This is a genomic window from Siminovitchia terrae (assembly GCF_003605405.2).
Taxonomy (GTDB): domain Bacteria; phylum Bacillota; class Bacilli; order Bacillales; family Bacillaceae_C; genus Siminovitchia; species Siminovitchia terrae.
In genome coordinates, this window is record NZ_QYTW02000017.1 from 37,787 (window position 1) to 53,960 (window position 16,174).

The window sequence follows — 16,174 nt, forward strand, 5'->3', positions numbered from 1 at the left end:
AGTGGGGGTTCAAACCCCGGCTGAATAAAGTTAAAGCCTCCGGCGGATGCCACAGATTTTCAGAGGAAATTTATCGAGCGGGGCTCGATAAAATCTGGGCGCAAATACGCCAAGGCGCATTTGATAATACTTGAGTTCACCCCCAATGGATTAATTGGGGGTGAAGTATAAATGAAGAAAAATATAAAAAACAGGTGATCAATATGGGGAAAGCAAGGCAGGAACAATATGTTGCCATCGGTATTGGAACTGAGAAATACGCAATTAGGATACATGATATTGAAGAAATTATACGAATGCAGGAAGTTACAAAAATACCAAATGTCCAAGCTCATATTAAAGGGGTTATTAACCTGAGGGGAAGGATCATCCCAATCGTCAGCCTTCGCCATCGCTTTGGGCTGATTGAAGAGGAATATACAAAAGACACTCGGATTGTGGTTGTAAAATATGCAGATGAGATGATCGGTATTGTTGTGGACAGTGTAAGTCAGGTGACTACGTTTAGCGAAATTCAGCCTCCACCAGAAACGTTCGGAGATGTAAAAGGTTCGTTCTTCTCCGGTATCGGGCATGAGAATGAGGAACTGGTCAGCATACTAAATTTGGATAAAGTTCTCCAACAATAGGCGGTGAAACGGAAATGGATACATTTGATTTAAGCGAGTTTTTAGGAGTTTTCATAGATGAAGTCGATGAGCAGTTGGATATTATTGACCAGGAGATTCTTGTGCTGGAACAAGAGGGGGAATCCCCTGAAGTCATACAAAGGCTTTTTCGAGCTGCACATACATTAAAAGGTTCGTCGGCGACAATGGGTTTTGAGGATATGACAAAGCTGACTCACGAAATGGAGCATTTGCTTGATCATGTCCGCAATGGTAGATTGTCAGTCACTCATGATTTGATCAACCTTTTATTCAAGTGCCTGGATGAATTGAAGCAACTAAAGGAAGAAATTGTTTCGGGTCAAGATCCAAGAACGGACATAACACCGCTTATTGAAGAAGTGGAGAATTTTTCCATCCAAAAACAACCGGAGCAAGAAGAGGAAAAAGCTTCTGGTGAAGCATATTCATTAGAAATTCAAGGACACATTGATTCATATAGGGGACAGGGGCTGAACATTTATAAACTGTCTATCCAGATTTCCGCAGAATGTGAAATGAAATCAGTACGGGCTTTTTTAATTAAAAACCAACTGGAATCAAGCGGGGCAGACATAATTCAAACATCACCAGATTTTGAAAATCCCGATAATCAGGAAACGGATTATGAAGAAGTACAATTTCTCATTGCGACGCAACAGAGCCAGTCGGAAATTTCTGACCTTGTAAAAATGATGACGGATGTCGATGAGGTAGCAGTAGAGGATTTAGGGCAGCAAGCTGCGGAAAAAGAAACAGCTGTTGCTGCTGAAGTAGAAACTGTGGAAAAAGCCCAAGAGCCTGCTGAAGAGGATAAAAAGGCGAAGGGAAAAGAAGTACATTCCTCACCTAAGGCTGAACCACAAAAGCCTAAAGAGAAAAAGCCTGCTAAAGGACGGCAGGCGTCTCAAACGATCCGGGTGGATGTGGAACGTTTGGAGCATCTCATGAATTTGGTAGGGGAACTTGTTATTGATCAAACAAGAATCAGTCAGGTAAGCGGATTGCTACATAATCGCTACACGGAAGATGATACTGTTGATGATCTCGTTCAGGTTTCCGATCATGTTGCCCGTGTGATCGGAGAGCTTCAGGAAAGTGTTATGAAAGTACGGATGCTGCCAATTGGGCAGTTGTTCAGCAGGTTCCCGAGAATGGTTCGCGATTTAGCACAAACTCTGGATAAGGACATTGATCTTGTCATTGAAGGTCAAGAAACGGAATTGGACAGAACAGTCATTGAAAAAATTGGAGATCCTTTGATTCACTTGATTCGGAATGCTGTTGACCACGGCCTGGAATCAAAAGAGGACAGGGCAAAGACTAATAAGCCTCCAAAAGGTGTTTTGCGTATTACTGCTAGTCATGAAGAGAATCAGGTAGTCATCACGGTGGGAGATGACGGCGCAGGAATAGATCCTGAAAAAATGAAAAAATCGGCGATGAAAAAAGGCGTCATTACTGCCGAGGAAGCTGAGAAGCTGACCGATGATGAAGCAGCCTACCTCATTTTCCGTCCAGGTTTCTCCACAGCTAAAGAAGTGAGCGATGTCTCTGGACGGGGAGTTGGGATGGATATCGTCCGTAGCCATATTGAAAGCTTGAATGGAATCATTGAACTGGATACAAAACTGGGTCAAGGTACTTCTTTTAAAATCAAGCTGCCATTGACATTGGCTATCATTACAGGGTTGATTATTAGATTGGCAGACAGGACCTTTATTTTGCCAATGAGCAATGTCGTTGAAATTGTTCGGATTCATCCAGATACGATTCAGACAATCAAAGGCAAATCGATTGTGGTTGTCCGAGAACAAGTGTTACCTGTTGTCTGGCTTCACGATTTGCTCCAAATTCCACGGGGAGCTTCGGAAAATAGGCAGCTTCCGGTTGTAATTGTAGGTGTAGGTGAGAAAAAGATTGCTTTGATAGTTGATGAACTCCAAGGCAATCAGGAGATTGTTGTTAAGTCTTTGGGGAAATATGTTGGAAAAATCAACGGAATCTCCGGGGCTACAATTTTAGGGGACGGCCGGGTGGAACTGATACTGGAAGTGGCCGGTATTAACAGAATGATTAATAACGTATAAATCTATGGACTGGAAGTGAGATTATATGAAAATTTTAATAGTAGATGATGCAGCATTTATGAGAATGACTTTACGGAAGATGTTGGAAGAGTTTGGCCATGAGGTAATAGGAGAGGCTGTTGACGGGAATGATGCGGTAGAAAAATATAAAGAGCTGAAACCGGATTTGGTTACAATGGATATCACCATGCCGAATAAAGACGGAATTACGGCTACGAAAGAAATCAAGCAATATGACCCAAATGCAAAAGTTCTTATCTCTTCCGCTATGGGGCAGGAATCGATGGTAAAAGAAGCAATCATCGCAGGGGCCGTCGATTTCATTGTCAAGCCGATCAATCCACAAAGGATGATGAACGCGGTAGCCAAGGTAGGAAAGAACTGAATTGACGGAAGGTTGAGCTTTAGTAGTCAGATCATGTTCAGGATGCCAGTAAATACTGGTATGAAAAACACCTCTGCCACGATGAAGCAACTCTATGAAATCAAATGCATTACTGGACTAACCATTGGCTAATACAAGAGCCATTCTCTAGATTTTTTTTGATTATCATGCTTCCTGCTTTTCTCGCAGGGAATCTGTTGAAGTAAAGGAGCTGTTATCCTCAGCATTAACGATAGGTGGCATGGATACAGCAGAAGTTTGAAAAGTAAAGAGCTGAAGGTGAAGTAATGCTTGAAGTATTGGACCAAAACCAAGATTACGATTTGTTTATCCAGAGAATCAAGAGACAGACAAACATAGACTTGCATTCTTACAAAGAAGACCAGATGAAGAGAAGATTGACAGCCTTAAAAAGTAGAAAAGGTTTTCGGACGTTTGATGAATTCTATAAAGCTATGATGCAGGATGAGATGCTTTATGAAGAATTTTTAGATCATATGACGATCAATGTCACAGAATTTTTTCGCAATCCTTCCCGGTGGGATGTTTTGGAAAAGAAAATTATACCTGAACTCCTGAAGGAAAAGAAAAGGATTAAATGCTGGAGTGCCGCCTGTTCTACGGGGGAAGAACCATACAGTCTGGCCATGCTGCTTTCTTCATTCCTTGACTGGAAAGATATACGGATATTGGCGACAGACATCAATCAAAAGATCATTGATCAAGCGAAATCCGGCACTTTTAACACAGGGACGCTGAAAAATCTCTCCCCTTATTACCGGGATCAATTTTTTATCAATCAAGGAAGGCAGCATGTGATTTCAGAAAAGGTAAGAAAAAGCGTCCATTTTAGACGGCAGGATCTCTTGTCTGATCCTTTTGAACAAGGGTTTGATTTAATCATCTGCCGCAATGTCCTAATTTATTTTACCGACGAGGCGAAAGATCTTCTGTTTCAGAAATTCAGCCGCGCATTGAATAAAGGCGGATATCTTTTCGTCGGCGGATCCGAGCAGATTTTTCAGCCACAAAAGTACCAGTTGAAAGAAGCGGACACGTTTTTTTACAAAAAGATGTAGGTGAGATTGTTATGGGAAAAATTAAGGTCCTTATCGTAGATGATTCCATTTTTATGCGGAAGCTTATTTCTGATTTCGTATCAAAGGATGATCGTTTAGAAGTAGCTGGGACTGCAAAGAATGGCTTGGAGGCTATCGAGCTGACAGAAAAGTTGAAGCCGGATGTCATCACGATGGATGTGGAAATGCCTGAAATGGATGGGTTGACGGCGTTAAAGCATATTATGCAAAGATTCCCGACTCCTGTTCTCATGGTCAGTTCTTTGACCGAAAAAGGGGCTTATGAGACGATTAAGGCTTTGCAGCTTGGTGCAGTGGATTTTATTCAAAAACCATCCGGATCTGTCTCTCTGGATTTGTTCCGAGTAAGGGAAGAACTGATTCTCAAAATCAAGGCAGTTGCAAAAGCGCGGCTGGCGAAGATTGAAGCTCCAGTTCGCAGAGAATCAGTACAGCTTAAAACAAAGCCAGTCATTCAAAAAATAGAAAAGCCACAGAGGGTTATGACCGGTTTTAAACAGCTGTTTGCTGTTGGGACATCAACAGGAGGGCCGAAAGCACTCGAAACTGTCATCACAGGTTTGCCTGCTGGTTTCAAAGATCCTCTTCTCGTCGTACAGCACATGCCTCCAAAATTTACGGAATACCTGGCTAAAAGACTTGATAGCATTTCAAATATGAATGTGGTCGAAGCGCAGAACAATCAGGTCATCAGCGGAGGAACTGTTTATATTGCTCCTGGTGATTATCACATGGGGGTACGCCAAAGAGGTAATGAATACAGAATTGTGTTAAATAAAGAAGCACATTGCAACGGACATCGTCCTTCCGTTGATGTCTTATATGATTCTGTCAGCAAACTGACCGGATTAAAACGCCATTATATTATCATGACAGGTATGGGCGGAGATGGAGCTGCAGGAATGAAAAGAGCAAAAGATTCCGGAGCGGCTGTTACGACGGTTGCGGAATCCGAGGAGACGTGTATCGTGTACGGGATGCCAAAAACAGCAGTCAATCTTGGCTGCGTCGATCACATTCTGCCGCTAACTCGAATTTCTGCCAAAATGATCGAGTTATCTAAATAAATGTACATAACTGAATCTGCTCTCGGTACTAACCGGGAGCTTCTCTTTATCGGGAATTTTTTCACTTTTAATTTTGTTTTGAATTGTTTGGTGGATTGGAGTTTTAACTTCATTCAGCAGAAGTCTCCCACTTCTGTAAGTGGAGAGATGAATGCCTATTGGTATTCCATTCAGTGGGGGTTCAAACCCGGGCTGAATAAAGTTAAAGCCTCCGGCGGATGCCACAGATTTTCAGAGGGAATTTATCGAGCGAAGCTCGATAAAATCTGGGCGCAAATACGCCAAGGCGCATTTGATAAGGGGGAATGAAGAATGAAGTTTTTCTTGAGATTTTTGAATTTAAAAACATCATTGAAGTTAATATTCGCTTTTATTTTCATTGCCTGCATCCAGATAGGCGGCGGTTTTTTTGCAGTCTATAACATGGGGAAACTGAATGAGAACACAGAAAATATGTATGGTGAAAGCCTTCAGCCTATTCAATACTTGAATGAGACCAGATACCTTTTTCAAGAGTTAAAAGTGAACTGGCGCGATATTTTTATTAGTGCCTCCAATAAAGAAAGGGAGAAGCTCTTGGAAGATGTCAAAGAAGCCAGAGCCGAAATCGACCGGAATATTGAGTTGTACAGCAAAACATCACTGAATAAAGAACAGAAAGAATTGCTTAATAGATTTGAAACGGAATTGACCCAATATAACCGAGAGTATGACAGATCGATAGAAGTCATTATTAAAAATGACACCAAATACTTTAATCAAATGAACTTGAGCAAATTGCAAATCGAATTGGGGATTATTATCAATAAACTGATTGAAATCAATACTGTTGAAGCAGAAAATGAGAATATGGATTCTAAAAAAACCTATACAATGGTGAAAGCGATCACTCTATTTAACATTACGCTAACTTTTATACTTTGTATCTTTTTCGGGTTTCTTATCTCACGGGTCATCTCTAAACCGCTTAATCGAGTCGTCCGTCTTGTTGAAAAAGTGGCCGATGGAGATTTGACGGAAACGACGGACATCCAAACGAGGGACGAAATCGGAGTGCTGGCGCAGTCTGTTAACCGCATGGTAGTCAACTTAAGGGAGATGATTCAAAAGATATTGAATGCAGCTGAAAACCTGTCGGCATCCTCAGAGCAGGTGTCCGCAAGCACTGTTGAAATTGCCAGTGCCAGCGCCAATCAGGCGAATGCTGCGCAAACGATGAATGAGCTGTTCGCTGAATTGTCAGATACGATCCATTCTGTAGCAAAAAATACGGAACAGGCGGCTAAACTGGCGAATGAAACCATCAAAATTGCACAGGACGGAGAAAAAGTCGTGCTATCCTCTGTGGAGGGAGCTAATGTTGTCAGTGGTCAGATGGCCAATTTGGAACAGAATTCAAATAGGATTGGCGAAATTATCGAAGTCATTGACGACATTGCAGATCAGACAAATCTATTGGCTTTGAATGCGGCCATTGAAGCAGCTCGTGCCGGGGAACAGGGAAAGGGTTTCGCTGTTGTGGCTGATGAGGTCCGCAAACTTGCTGAAAGAAGCGGACAGGCAACCAAACAAATCACCTCCATCATCAAAGAGATGCAGGACAACACGGAGCTGAGTGTAACATCAGTACAAGAAGGACTTCTTTACACGCAAAAGTCTGGGGATGCCTTTGAACGAATAATTAAAATGGTAAAAGATACAGGACATAAAGTGACGGAAATAGCTGGTGCCAGTGAACAGCAGGCTGCTCAGTCGTCCGAGGTGTTGCATTTCATCGAAAACATATCTGCAGCAACAGAAGAAGCAACTGCAAGCAGTGAAGAAACCGCTTCGACGGCCCATTCCTTGACTGAATTGGCAGAAGAATTGAATGTGTCAGTCGCCAATTTCAAGCTGACTGACTGATTTTCCTATCTATTTAGTGGGAATTGAAAGAAGGCTTGTTTGCAAAAAACAAGTCTTTCTCACTTTATTTTGATAAAATAGATATGATTGTAAAACTCAAATATAAGACGAAAGAGTTGAAGTGAATGGAGACACTTAAAATAGCTGTCATTCCAGGGGACGGAATCGGTCCTGAAGTCATTGCAGAAGGAATCAAAGCTCTGGAAAAAGCTGCTCAGTTAGATGGAAGGGTTCAATTTGAATTTACCCATTTTCCGTGGGGCTGCGAATATTATCTTGAGCATGGCAGAATGATGGATGAAGACGGAATAGATCGGCTAAAGGATTTCGACGCAATATATTTGGGCGCTGTCGGATATCCTGGCGTTCCTGACCATATTTCTCTTTGGGACTTGCTGTTGCGAATCCGAAAAAGCTTTGATCAATACGTGAATATTCGTCCTATTCAGCTTTTGAATGGAGCGCCTTGTCCATTGAAAAACAGCAGCAAGGAAAAAATAGATATGTTATTTATCCGGGAGAATAGCGAAGGTGAATATTCTGGGGCAGGGGACTGGCTCTTTAAAGGGAAACCTGAAGAGGTAGTTCTGCAGACAGGTGTTTTTTCCAGAAAAGGAACAGAGCGGATTATTCGTTACGCTTTTGAAACAGCAAAAGAAGCTGGAAAAACAGTAACAAGCATCAGTAAGGCAAACGCACTCAATTACTCTATGGTTTTTTGGGATGAAGTATTTGAAGAAGTAAGCAAAGAATACCCGGAAATCCAAACTTATTCGTATCTGGTTGATGCTGCGGCCATGCATATGATCACTGACCCGGAACGTTTCGAAGTTGTAGTCACTTCAAACCTATTCGGGGATATTTTAACTGATGTAGGCGCCGCACTTGCAGGTGGGATGGGGCTCGCTGCTGGTGCAAATATCAATCCGGAAAGGGAATATCCTTCCATGTTCGAACCGGTGCACGGTTCAGCTCCTGATATTGCCGGGAAGGGCGTTGCCAACCCGTTAGCAACAGTTTGGTCAGCCAGTCAAATGTTTGACTTTTTCGGCTATAATGATTTGGGAGAGAAGCTTTTGAAAGCGATAGAAATACTTCTGGAAGAAAATAAGGTACTTACCCCTGATTTAGGCGGCAGCGCCTCTACTTCGGAAGTCGGAGATCGAATTTCTGAAATTTTAAATGATCTTTTTTAGAAAACATTGAGGATATAGGGAAAAAGGAGAGACAATTTTCATGCTAAAAGAAGAGAAACAGCAGTTATTTAAAGAGGCGCTCGGAAATTATCCAACGGGTGTTACAATTGTGACTGCCGTTGCAGAAGACGGAACCCCAGTAGGGCTTACTGTTAATTCATTTGCTTCCGTATCATTGGATCCTTTACTTATTTTATGGTCAGTCGACCATCGCGTATCATCCAAGGATGCTTTTATCAATGGGGAGACGTTTGCAGTACATATTTTGGCTGCGGATCAAGTGGAGCTTTGCAAGACGTTTGCTACACCTAATGTCGACCGTTTTAGCAAATGCAGCTGGAACATGTCTGAGCATAATGTACCTGTTATTGATGGAGCGTTTGCTGTCCTTCAATGCAAGCTGCATCAAGCCGTGGAAGCAGGTGACCATACAATTATCATCGGGGAAGTGGTAGATATCGACATCGAGAAACGCGATCCCATGTTGTATCACAGAAGAAATTTCGGATCTATTCCGGCCCAATTTTATACAAACATTGATGAGAAAAAATAAAGAATATGCATGTTGTGAAGGTTAAACAGTAACGATCGCGAAAACACTGATCCAATCAACGCAGTACAATTAAGAAAGGATGATCTCTAGATGGATGTCTTTTTTATAACAGGTGCTTCCAGAGGAATCGGCCTTGCTTTAAGTAAAGAGCTTATAGGTTCAAATAACGTGCTTATTTGCACGGCGCGCTCAAAGAACCAAGAGCTTGAGCAGCTTGCAAAAGAACAAAATTGCAAACTGGCGTTCCTTGAGTTCGATTTGGCTGAAACATCCCGTCTGGAAGAGCTGATGGATGCTATGATTTCTCATGTACCGGAGTTTCCAAGTTCCATTACGCTCGTCAATAATGCTGGTGTTATCGAACCAATCGGCCATACTGAGGACAATTCTCAGGCTGCTATTGAAAAGAGTATTACTGTCAACCTGACTGCTCCGATGATATTGACATCTGCCTTTATCCGAAAGCTCAAGGACAAGCATGTCCCAAAACGAGTTCTTAATATTTCATCCGGTGCCGGACGTCATGCATATTCAGGGTGGAGCAGTTATTGTGCGGGTAAGGCAGGACTTGACCATTACTCAAATACTGTGGCGTTGGAACAGAAAAAAGAACCTTTTGGTGTGAAGATCGTGTCTGTTGCTCCAGGGATTATTGATACAGATATGCAAAAAGAGATACGGGCAACCGATACCCAAAAGTTTGAACTAGTAAAGCAGTTTATCGAATATAAGGAAAAAGGGCTGCTCAGTACACCAGAAGAGACGGCGTCCAAGCTTGCGGCCTTGATCCAAAGTGATAATTTTTCCGAGTTGGATGTCCTGCTTGATTTGAGCAATGTATAAGTCTTTTGTTTAGATAATAAGAAAATCGCCTGCATTTGTATATGCTGGCGATTTTTCTTATGAGTAAAGAAAGTATAACTTGTTATGGAAAATTTTATTCAGAGGAAGCTTTATCTTTGTCCAGCTACGACGTACAGGACGTACTAGTGCAAGCGAAGCGACAGGACGTCGCGTACTGAGCCTGCCGACGTACAGGAAGTACAAGTGCAACCGAAGCGACAGGACGTCGCGGCTTGAGGCGGCCGACGTACAGGAAGTACAAGTGCCACCGAAGCGCCAGGATGTCGCGCACTGAGCCTGCCAGGCGCCATCGGCGCAAGGATCAAGTCACGCGGAAGATTATACAGGAAGAATGTGCTTCTGCGGCACAGCTTATTCAAGGAAGCATATGTTTCCATCGTCGCAAAGCTGCATGAAGCAACTCACGGAAGCTTTTCACGATTTAATTGAAATTAGCAGCTTTGCTGTGGTGGCTGAGGAACTCCCTCATCAAAATTCTCCTTGAGCTTGTCACCTAAGACTGCGCGCCTTTCGCTTTTCTTATCATCTATGAAACTTTTTCTCGTAATTGGCGATTGCAAGCAGAGGAAAAATGTATTGGTAGCTATGATAATGGATGTAAAAAGATCCTCCCATTCCTTGGCCAACTGGATAGTACCAAGTCCAATCTTTATGATCATACGATTGGAGCAAATAGCGGACTCCCGCCTCAATTTCTGGTGTTGGCAGATTTTCTGAGGCAATCAGTGCATCTAAAGCCCAAGCCGTTTGAGTAATATGGCTTTTTTGCAGCGGCACGTATTTATTTTCAAGGTCACTGTTGCATGATTCACCCCACCCGCCATCTTTGTTTTGAATTTTTTTAAGCCAAGAGGTTGCCTTTTGAATACTTTTATGTTGTCGGTCAATGCCTGTGGCCATTAGCCCAGTCACAGCCGCCCATGTTCCATATATATAACAGATTCCCCACCGCCCGTACCAGGATCCGTCCTTTTTCTGGTCAGCAGTAAGCCATTTCACACCATCTCTAATCTTCTTACTCTTTTTGGGCATGTTTGTATAATTACCTAAAAACTCTAGGGTCCTTCCGGTCAAGTCGGCGCTGCTTGCGTCTGAAACAAGGAATCTGACCCTGTCGATCGGCAGCAGATTCATAATCTTTTTATCAACGTTTCTTTCAAAAGCGGGCCACCCACCATCATCATTTTGCATGGAAATGGCCCAGTTCGTTCCGCGATCCCATGACGAGAGTATGGCTGAATTCTCAGTTACTAATGGGGAAAATGCCCGTAAAGCTGCAGTTGTATCATCAACATCAGGGTTAAAAGTATTGATGTCTGAAAAACCCCATCCACCTGGCAATACGCCAGGATTGTTGATGACCCAGTCACCATATTTGTAATGTTTTCTTTCCAACAGATATTCATTGGCTGCGATGATCGTCGGATCTGATGGTGGAAGTCCTGCATTTTGCAGTGTAAACGAAATCAAGGTGGTATTCCAGACATTGGCTGTCGTATATTGCATGTGAGGATATCCGTCAATCGTACATTCCATCGCTTTCAGACCGTCGACTGCTTTCAAAATGACCGGATCGTCCTTCTTGTAACCGAGGGACATGAGAGCGAATATCATCAGAAAGGTGGCGCTGAAATAACTGTAAAATGTCCCGTCGGATTCCAGATGGTTGAACATGTATTGCTTTGCCCGCTCGATGGCATATGAATGGATTTGTTGGGGAGCCATTAAGATGCTTTTGATCCCGTGTTCAATGATAGAAAAGATATTTTCAAAGCCACGCTTTTCCCCCTCTGAAAAAAATTCGTTTGTCCTCTTGACAAAAAGGTCGGAAAGGTCAGGACTACCCTTGGTCTTTCTGCTGTATTTCTTTGCGGATAAAATCATAATCGGAGCAAGATTTGCCCTTCCAAATACGGAAAAATCGTAGAAATTGATTGGAAAAGAAAGGGGAAGAAGGATTAGTTCAACTGGCAGCGGAAAGAACGCTGGCCACTTGTATTGACCGGTCAATGCTAGCAGGATTTTTGTGAACATCTCCGCTTTTTCCATCCCGCCGTTTTTTAATATGAAGCTTTTCGCCATACGGATGCGGGAGCTGTGTTTTGAATAGAAGCCTGAATACAGCAGGGCATAGTAAGCTTCAAGCGTATAGGATAAGTTACCGTCTTTTTCATCGTTATAAAGCTTCCAGGAGCCGTTTTTTTCTTGTTTACTGAGAATTCGTTCCGTTAGCTTCCGAATCAAATCTTCATCATTTATTTCCAAAGTCCTTAATAATATGATCATATAGGCGTCGGTTTTGACGCCTGTGTCAAATGGATAATCCCAGGAACCGTTGTCTGTCTGCTCATCTTTCAGAATCTCTGTAATCTTATTGATCAATTCTCTCGTACTGTCTGTCATTCTGAATCATCTCCCTGACAAATATTTATTCAAAAATGGTAAAAGAATTCTTGGCGGGGGTGAGGAAAGATTTTCTTTTGCAAAAAGAAGAAAAAAACAGAGCCGCTTTCCCACCAGCTCCATGAAATAAAGGGGAAATTGAAGAAAAGCTTGTTAAATCCCTGCCATTTGAATATCGAACATATATCATCAGAGGATCAAATGATTGTGGGACAGATCAGACAAACAACGAAAATGCTGAATATCAACAACGTAACAAGGACAAAAGCGTATCTTGATTTTTATCTGCGATATCCGGAAATTCACTGGGCATTCCTGGGGCATCTCGTTTCAAGAAACGGCGGATGGAACATGACGGATTTGAAAGGAGATTTACTCTCAAGACTGATGAGTGAAAAAAAGCAGGAAGAATTCTTCGAATTTCTGGAACGCGGGAACTGGCTGATTTTTCAGGATGCATTTCCGCAATTTTTACTTTATGAAGAGAGTATAAGGCGGGGACGGAGTTTGTTTTATTTGCTTCCCTATTTGGAAATATCCAGATACATGGAGGTGATTTGGAACGATTTTTGGCTGCGGGGAGATTCTTATACACTAGCCATGGCGCAAGTTGTGAATGAACAAAGTTATCTGGAAGCGAGAATGATTCAGAATCCTTTTTACAAGGAAAAAGTTCTTCACACGTTGGAGTTTGTTTTACAAGATCTGCTTTCGTTTAATCAAATATTGTTTCCATCACGCAATGGAGCAAAGGCTGTACTGACAGGCATGACGATTCATCAATTTGGATCGCTGCATGAGCGGATCATCCTTGGAAGAAGATTGTATCAATTGCTTTTTAAAGACTGGAGACGGCACAAGAAAATTTTGAACTGGTGCATGTCTCATACTCATTCAGGGTCCAGAAAGGACTACTGGCCTCATATTTTTAATGATGTCAATGAGGGGGTGCCTGGTCCGCTTCAAATTCGAAGACTCAAAAATTGCCGTTTGATCAAAGGTTCACCCAAATTGTATAGTCCTTTACTTGAGTATGCATGGCCAAATATGAAGCACCGTCCCGCTGAACCCGGTGACTGGTTTGATGATCCTAACGTTGTCGTCTATTTAAAAAAGAATGATGAAGCGATAGATGGAGAAATAACAGGTGATTATTGTGAAACCCTTCAAAATCTCGAACTCGCAGTTCTTGCGAAAAAAGCAATATTTATATAGAAATCCTGGTAGCTTCCCGGCTATTGTATTCGCCATGCTTTTGGGGACGTATCTGGACTTATATTTTACGGGAATAGGCATGTATTCTTTTCCGATCCGGCCCTTTGCCGATGTTTTTGATATTCATATCGTTTTTAATCTTGCAGGGATTCCTGTCTTTATCTGGATTTTTTTATGGGTTGGGAGTAGAATATCCAAAGCCGGATGGGGCTTTTTAATCATTTTTTTTAGTCTGGCCGGCCCTGTCTTGGAGATTTTTTCGGAATCAAAAGGTTTATTCGTACATTCAAAAGAATGGAAGCACTGGTATTCTTTTTTGGGGTATTTCTTATTTTTGTTATCGGTATGGGCTATCTTCACATGGACAAACGGGCGAAAGAGCTGGCAGGACGTATAAAATCGGTAGGATTTTTTCAAAAAAGAGGGAGTGGGGTCATGATTCAACACCCGGGCGGATTTTGGAGAAGGTTGCTTGGAAATCTGCTGGATGCCATCATTATCGGGATTCCGATTGGTATATTAGGATACATTTTGACAGGAGATACGGAAGGCAATGTATTTACTAATCTGCTGAACTTCCTATACTATCTGATTCTTCCAGTAGCTTGGTTGGGGTATACGGTAGGAAAAAGAATTGTAGGTGTCCGCATTGTAAAGGTTGGCGGCGGCAATGTAGGGATAGGGGTTATGTTTCTTAGAACTTTCGTGTCGGGCTTGGTCTATGTTGTGACATTGGGAATTGCCTTGATCGTCAGTGCTTTTATGGTCGGGTTACGTGAGGATAAAAGAGCGATACATGACTTGATCGCCGGCACTTATGTTACCACGGATAGACCTCAGCCATAACAAATCAAAGTTGAAATTCCCCTCTATGTGTTACAATATGATTAATTTTGAATGCGTTCGGCAATGAGGGGGATTCAATGAAAAATTGGCATTTATATATTCTAATTACAACGGTCATGGTGGTTTGGGGCTTCAATGTGATCGCCATTAAGATCATTGTCACTCATTTTGCTCCAGTAACCATTACATCATTGCGGATTTTCATTGCTTTCCTTACACTCGCACCTATGCTGTTTTATCGCAGTGAAATCCAAAAGCTGGCGAAAAAAGATATATTGTTCATAGGTTTGGTGGCTGTATTCGGGGTCCTAGGACACCATTATTTCCTTTCAGTGGGTCTCAGCAAGACAAGCGCCGCCAATGGCGGGCTGATACTTGGCTCAGTTCCAGTCGTTACGACGGTGGCGGCAGCACTTTTCCTTGGAGACCGATTGACTATTTTCCGTATTTTCGGGCTGGTATTCGGATTCTCTGGTGTCGCATTAATCATGCTCATGAAACCGGGTGCTTCATTCAATTTTGCTGTCGGTGATATTTTCATATTTTGTGCGGTGTTATCACAGGCCATTAGTTTTATTTTAATAAACAAAATGTCAAACACTGCAGGAACACAGGCAGTAACGGGACTTTCTCTCATGATGGGCTCGGTGATGCTTTTTTCCGTCAGCCTTGCAATAGAACCAGCTGGTTTGGCAACGTTAAAAACTGGTAATCTTACAGCCTGGCTTGTATTCTTCGCTTCTGGCGTCATTGCAACGGCTTTTGGCCACCTTATCTACAATCATGCCATACAGAAAATCGGAGCAGGGCAGGCGTCGTTGTTTTTAAACTTATCTCCGTTCTTCTCGCTTGTTGGAGCCTTTTTATTTTTGGGCGAGAAAATATATTCTATTCAATGGCTGGGATTTATCTTTATTGTGGCAGGGGTTGTGTTGGGGACGGGATTTTTGGAACAAGGGAACTTAATCCGTACAAAAAAATCGGCATAATAGTTTATAAAACTATTTTATAAGAGGCGGAGTAACCACGATTTGAGGTTTCTTCGCCTTTACTTTTTACATGGATTTGATATTCTTTTATTAATTAATAAACGGGAGGGGGATGCATATGAATATTGATTATAATCATCCAATTCCGCTGCATATCCAATTGAAAGATCTTATAGAGCAGCAAATAGCGGAGGGCGTATATTCTGAACAAATTCCAAGTGAACGGCAGTTTATGGAAAAGTTTAATGTAAGCCGAAGTACTGTTCGGGAAGCCATTAGCTTATTGGTGAGGGAAGGAATACTTGAAAAGAGGCACGGCAAAGGCACCTTCGTTTCCTTGAAACCAATTCAGGATTGGCTTGGTCATTTAAGTAGCACAACTGAGGTCATCCTTGGAATGGGAATGAAGCCAGGAGCCAAACTGATTACCCATTACAAAACAACACCGGATCCTTACATACAGGGCCTAACTGGATTCAGGGAAGCCTATTTTATCAAGAGAGTACGCTTTGCAGACGATATTCCAATTGGAGTTGAGCGTCATTATTATCCGGTGGAAATCGGGCAGAAGCTGGTTAAGTATGACTTGGACAACGCAACTTTATACGATTTAGTTCAGAATGAGCTCGGAATCCAGTTCGCAGAAGCCGATCAATCAATTTCCTGCGGGCCGTTATTGGAAGAGGACCGTGAGTATCTGGGAATACCGTCCGGTGCCTGTGTAATGACAGTAAGACGCGTGATTAAAAATGAGGCCGGGCGGATCATTGAGCTGGAGACCGCTTTTTACAGGAGTGATATGTATACATTTAAAGTGAATCTCTCGAGAAAATTTGGCTAGGCAAGACATTTATAAATAAAGGTGATAAATGTAATAGAATTAACAAATATCTGAATAAAGAAAATTTATTGAA

At 42.2% G+C, this 16,174-nt stretch carries 16 protein-coding genes; 15 read left to right on the plus strand and 1 reads right to left on the minus strand.

Translation table 11 applies throughout. From position 1 onward, the window contains the following. Window positions 1–203 precede the first annotated feature (203 nt). The 10 genes from D5F11_RS15870 to D5F11_RS15910 all read left to right on the plus strand — a co-directional run bounded on the left by D5F11_RS15870 (window position 204) and on the right by D5F11_RS15910 (window position 9,786). Complete coding sequence (locus D5F11_RS15870) at window positions 204–629, plus strand: chemotaxis protein CheW (protein WP_120117109.1); 426 nt, start codon at window positions 204–206, stop codon at window positions 627–629. A gap of 14 nt (window positions 630–643) precedes the next feature. Next, entirely contained in the window at window positions 644–2,737 is a 2,094-nt protein-coding gene (locus D5F11_RS15875; protein ID WP_120117110.1) for a chemotaxis protein CheA, read from the plus strand. 25 nt (window positions 2,738–2,762) lie between these two features. Beyond that, window positions 2,763–3,122, plus strand: a complete 360-nt coding sequence (locus D5F11_RS15880) for a response regulator (RefSeq protein WP_120117111.1) — start codon at window positions 2,763–2,765, stop codon at window positions 3,120–3,122. Between the two features lie 287 nt (window positions 3,123–3,409). Beyond that, window positions 3,410–4,201, plus strand: a complete 792-nt coding sequence (locus D5F11_RS15885) for a CheR family methyltransferase (protein ID WP_120117112.1) — start codon at window positions 3,410–3,412, stop codon at window positions 4,199–4,201. 11 nt (window positions 4,202–4,212) lie between these two features. After that, window positions 4,213–5,289 (plus strand): protein-glutamate methylesterase/protein-glutamine glutaminase, encoded by a 1,077-nt coding sequence (locus D5F11_RS15890; protein ID WP_120117113.1) that lies wholly within the window; start codon window positions 4,213–4,215, stop codon window positions 5,287–5,289. A gap of 147 nt (window positions 5,290–5,436) precedes the next feature. After that, window positions 5,437–5,598 carry a hypothetical protein gene (locus tag D5F11_RS26615; RefSeq protein ID WP_185830738.1) on the plus strand — a complete coding sequence of 54 codons (162 nt, stop codon included), beginning with the start codon at window positions 5,437–5,439 and terminating at the stop codon, window positions 5,596–5,598. Between the two features lie 3 nt (window positions 5,599–5,601). Beyond that, window positions 5,602–7,194 (plus strand): methyl-accepting chemotaxis protein, encoded by a 1,593-nt coding sequence (locus D5F11_RS15895; RefSeq protein WP_120117115.1) that lies wholly within the window; start codon window positions 5,602–5,604, stop codon window positions 7,192–7,194. 125 nt (window positions 7,195–7,319) lie between these two features. After that, complete coding sequence (locus D5F11_RS15900) at window positions 7,320–8,390, plus strand: tartrate dehydrogenase (protein ID WP_120117116.1); 1,071 nt, start codon at window positions 7,320–7,322, stop codon at window positions 8,388–8,390. Between the two features lie 40 nt (window positions 8,391–8,430). Continuing rightward, complete coding sequence (locus D5F11_RS15905; RefSeq protein WP_120117117.1) at window positions 8,431–8,943, plus strand: flavin reductase family protein; 513 nt, start codon at window positions 8,431–8,433, stop codon at window positions 8,941–8,943. Window positions 8,944–9,033: 90 nt separating this feature from the next. After that, a complete protein-coding gene (locus D5F11_RS15910) occupies window positions 9,034–9,786 on the plus strand; it encodes a (S)-benzoin forming benzil reductase (protein WP_120117118.1) in 753 nt (250 codons plus the stop codon). Window positions 9,787–10,329: 543 nt separating this feature from the next. Here the strand turns inward: D5F11_RS15910 and shc are convergent. After that, entirely contained in the window at window positions 10,330–12,210 is a 1,881-nt protein-coding gene (gene shc, locus D5F11_RS15915) for a squalene--hopene cyclase (protein ID WP_120117119.1), read from the minus strand. 138 nt (window positions 12,211–12,348) lie between these two features. Between shc and D5F11_RS15920 the strand changes: the two genes are divergently transcribed. The 5 genes from D5F11_RS15920 (at window position 12,349) to D5F11_RS15940 (ending at window position 16,101) form a co-directional block, all read left to right on the plus strand. Continuing rightward, complete coding sequence (locus D5F11_RS15920; protein WP_245998234.1) at window positions 12,349–13,425, plus strand: DUF2515 family protein; 1,077 nt, start codon at window positions 12,349–12,351, stop codon at window positions 13,423–13,425. A 34-nt stretch (window positions 13,426–13,459) separates the two neighbouring features. Continuing rightward, on the plus strand, window positions 13,460–13,822 hold the full coding sequence (locus D5F11_RS28165; RefSeq protein WP_120117170.1) for a CBO0543 family protein: 363 nt from the start codon (window positions 13,460–13,462) through the stop codon (window positions 13,820–13,822). Between the two features lie 38 nt (window positions 13,823–13,860). Further along, window positions 13,861–14,271 (plus strand): RDD family protein, encoded by a 411-nt coding sequence (locus D5F11_RS15930; protein WP_120117121.1) that lies wholly within the window; start codon window positions 13,861–13,863, stop codon window positions 14,269–14,271. 77 nt (window positions 14,272–14,348) lie between these two features. Continuing rightward, window positions 14,349–15,260, plus strand: coding sequence for a DMT family transporter (locus D5F11_RS15935; RefSeq protein ID WP_120117122.1), 912 nt, complete (start codon window positions 14,349–14,351; stop codon window positions 15,258–15,260). Between the two features lie 118 nt (window positions 15,261–15,378). After that, the gene (locus D5F11_RS15940; RefSeq protein ID WP_185830739.1) at window positions 15,379–16,101 is read left to right on the plus strand and encodes a GntR family transcriptional regulator; all 723 of its coding nucleotides are present in this window, start codon (window positions 15,379–15,381) and stop codon (window positions 16,099–16,101) included. Window positions 16,102–16,174: the final 73 nt, after the last annotated feature.

What these genes read in the sequence shown, in the direction of transcription:
- D5F11_RS15870 (WP_120117109.1), top strand. Translation starts at nt 204, where the DNA reads ATGGGGAAAGCAAGGCAGGAACAATATGTTGCCATCGGTATTGGAACT.
- D5F11_RS15875 (WP_120117110.1), top strand. Translation starts at nt 644, where the DNA reads ATGGATACATTTGATTTAAGCGAGTTTTTAGGAGTTTTCATAGATGAA.
- D5F11_RS15880 (WP_120117111.1), top strand. Translation starts at nt 2,763, where the DNA reads ATGAAAATTTTAATAGTAGATGATGCAGCATTTATGAGAATGACTTTA.
- D5F11_RS15885 (WP_120117112.1), top strand. Translation starts at nt 3,410, where the DNA reads ATGCTTGAAGTATTGGACCAAAACCAAGATTACGATTTGTTTATCCAG.
- D5F11_RS15890 (WP_120117113.1), top strand. Translation starts at nt 4,213, where the DNA reads ATGGGAAAAATTAAGGTCCTTATCGTAGATGATTCCATTTTTATGCGG.
- D5F11_RS26615 (WP_185830738.1), top strand. Translation starts at nt 5,437, where the DNA reads ATGAATGCCTATTGGTATTCCATTCAGTGGGGGTTCAAACCCGGGCTG.
- D5F11_RS15895 (WP_120117115.1), top strand. Translation starts at nt 5,602, where the DNA reads ATGAAGTTTTTCTTGAGATTTTTGAATTTAAAAACATCATTGAAGTTA.
- D5F11_RS15900 (WP_120117116.1), top strand. Translation starts at nt 7,320, where the DNA reads ATGGAGACACTTAAAATAGCTGTCATTCCAGGGGACGGAATCGGTCCT.
- D5F11_RS15905 (WP_120117117.1), top strand. Translation starts at nt 8,431, where the DNA reads ATGCTAAAAGAAGAGAAACAGCAGTTATTTAAAGAGGCGCTCGGAAAT.
- D5F11_RS15910 (WP_120117118.1), top strand. Translation starts at nt 9,034, where the DNA reads ATGGATGTCTTTTTTATAACAGGTGCTTCCAGAGGAATCGGCCTTGCT.
- shc (WP_120117119.1), bottom strand. Translation starts at nt 12,210, where the DNA reads ATGACAGACAGTACGAGAGAATTGATCAATAAGATTACAGAGATTCTG.
- D5F11_RS28165 (WP_120117170.1), top strand. Translation starts at nt 13,460, where the DNA reads ATGCTTTTGGGGACGTATCTGGACTTATATTTTACGGGAATAGGCATG.
- D5F11_RS15930 (WP_120117121.1), top strand. Translation starts at nt 13,861, where the DNA reads ATGATTCAACACCCGGGCGGATTTTGGAGAAGGTTGCTTGGAAATCTG.
- D5F11_RS15935 (WP_120117122.1), top strand. Translation starts at nt 14,349, where the DNA reads ATGAAAAATTGGCATTTATATATTCTAATTACAACGGTCATGGTGGTT.
- D5F11_RS15940 (WP_185830739.1), top strand. Translation starts at nt 15,379, where the DNA reads ATGAATATTGATTATAATCATCCAATTCCGCTGCATATCCAATTGAAA.